Below are 1759 nucleotides of genomic sequence, written 5' to 3' on the forward strand. Positions count from 1 at the left end.
GCAGGCGGCATCATAGTTGTAAACCGTAAACTGACGGCAAAGCTGTCATTCCGAGGGCAACGCCCGAGGGATCCCACACCTTTCGCAGCCGTCTGCATAAGGAAGGGGATTCCTCGTCGGAGGCGCTGCCTCCTCCTCGGAATGACAGCTTTGCCGTCAGTTTACGGTTTACAACTATGATGCCGCCTGCGGCGGCAGTTATGATGCTCGTTTTGCTCGCAACTTTACAGCGTCCCGCCGCGTCATCTCGTCAGCAGCAGCACGATCAAGCTTACCACTCCCGCGATCACCGCGCCGGCGATGATGCGGGTTATCTGCAGCAAGCTGTCCAGCCGCGTTTCTATGCGCGCGAAGCGCACGTTGCCGTCGGCGAGGCGGCGGTCGATCTCGGCGCGGTGCCGTCTGCATTCGTCTTGAGTTACGTTTTCGTTCATTAAAACTTGTCCTTCTCGGTGGGATTATTCAGCACGCCGAAGCTTACGAACGCCTGCAGAACGCCGGCGACGGCGGCGTTGACCGCCTCCGACTGCGCGACGGAAACGGCTCCCGCCGCAACGAGCAGCGAAAGCGCCTGCGCCGCGAGCGACGACCAGAAGACCCACGATTTCAGCCGGTTCCTCATTTCGCGCCTCCGATCGCGCCGACCTGCGCGGCGTCTACCCAGCCCCAGACGTTGCTGGTGGTGCCGATGAGGTGGTAGGGGTGCGGGCGGCCGGCGGCGATCTTCGTCAGCCGCGCCTTGCCCGCGGTGCGCACGCCGCCGGTGGACTTCACCGCGTCGGAGGAGACGAAGTGCGCGCCGCCGCTGAACTCCACGAGGTCGCCGACGGCGAAACGCGGACGCTCCGGCGTTTCCTCCTTCGCTGCCGCGGCGTTCGCCGGCTTGCCGAACACGGCGCAGACCGCGCCGCATATCGCGGCGGCGATGCGCTCGGGGTCCCAGCGCGAGAGGTCGGACATATTGTCGCAAAAGAGCGATTCGACGATGAGCGTGTTGTGCTTCTTGTTGCCGCGGATGACGCCATAGTAGTCGGCGTTGTGCGCGCCGTTCCACCTGACCGACGGCTTGCCGCCGTTGCGGCGGCAGGTCCCGATCGCGTCGGAGACGGCGTCGAGGATGAGCTGCGCCGCCTGCGCGGCCTTCGGCGCGGAGGAGTCCGCGAAGACGGACTTGATAACGCTGGTGCCGTTGGCGCCCTTGCCGTAGGCGTTGTGATGTATCGAAAGCATCAGATCGCAGTTGTTGTTCGCGCCGCACCTGCCGCGGTCGACGACGCCGGAAGCGTCGTTGCCGACGGAAACGACGGAATGTCCCGCCGCGGTAAGCAGCTCCGCGAGCCGCTTCGACACGGCCTGATTGAGTTCGTTTTCGGTGCGTCCGTCGGCGCACCTCGCGCCGCGGTCGCCGACCGCGTTGTGTCCGCAGTCGATAACTATTTTAGACATGTGTTTTCTCCTTATATCTGCGGCGAAGCCGCAATACCACTGCGCCGCAGGCGCAATATCACTGACGCGAAGCGTCAATATCACTATGGCGAAGCCATAATATCACTGCCGCCGCAGGCGGCGCAATGCCTCCCCTGTGCAAGGGGAGGTGCCCCGAAGGGGCGGAGGGGTTGTCCGTAGGGACGAGCATTGCTCGTCCGGGCATCGCCGCGCTCACGTCTGTCATTCCGAGGAGGAGGCAGCGCCTCCGACGAGGAATCCCCTTCCTTATGCAGACGGCTGCGAAAGGTGTGGGATCCCTCGGGCGTTGCCC

Annotated in this window: 3 protein-coding genes; all 3 read right to left on the minus strand. The window is 64.2% G+C overall.

Going from position 1 to position 1759, the window contains the following annotated elements; translation table 11 throughout:
* Positions 1-242: 242 nt before the first annotated feature.
* The 3 genes from IJL83_01705 to IJL83_01715 are packed head-to-tail and all read right to left on the minus strand — an operon-like array spanning position 243 to position 1446.
* Positions 243-434, minus strand: a complete 192-nt coding sequence (locus IJL83_01705; protein ID MBQ6552323.1) for a hypothetical protein — start codon at positions 432-434, stop codon at positions 243-245.
* Positions 434-622 carry a hypothetical protein gene (locus tag IJL83_01710; protein ID MBQ6552324.1) on the minus strand — a complete coding sequence of 63 codons (189 nt, stop codon included), beginning with the start codon at positions 620-622 and terminating at the stop codon, positions 434-436. The genes IJL83_01705 and IJL83_01710 overlap by 1 nt, the downstream gene beginning before the upstream one ends.
* Positions 619-1446 (minus strand): N-acetylmuramoyl-L-alanine amidase, encoded by an 828-nt coding sequence (locus tag IJL83_01715; GenBank protein MBQ6552325.1) that lies wholly within the window; start codon positions 1444-1446, stop codon positions 619-621. Before IJL83_01715 ends, IJL83_01710 begins: the two co-directional genes overlap by 4 nt.
* Positions 1447-1759 lie beyond the last annotated feature (313 nt).

It is taken from the genome of Clostridia bacterium (assembly GCA_017438525.1).
Classification (GTDB): Bacteria; Bacillota; Clostridia; order Oscillospirales; family RGIG8002; genus RGIG8002.

Bases quoted from the DNA above. Each gene is read 5' to 3' on its own strand.
- IJL83_01705 (MBQ6552323.1), bottom strand. From the start codon at position 434: ATGAACGAAAACGTAACTCAAGACGAATGCAGACGGCACCGCGCCGAG.
- IJL83_01715 (MBQ6552325.1), bottom strand. From the start codon at position 1,446: ATGTCTAAAATAGTTATCGACTGCGGACACAACGCGGTCGGCGACCGC.
- IJL83_01710 (MBQ6552324.1), bottom strand. From the start codon at position 622: ATGAGGAACCGGCTGAAATCGTGGGTCTTCTGGTCGTCGCTCGCGGCG.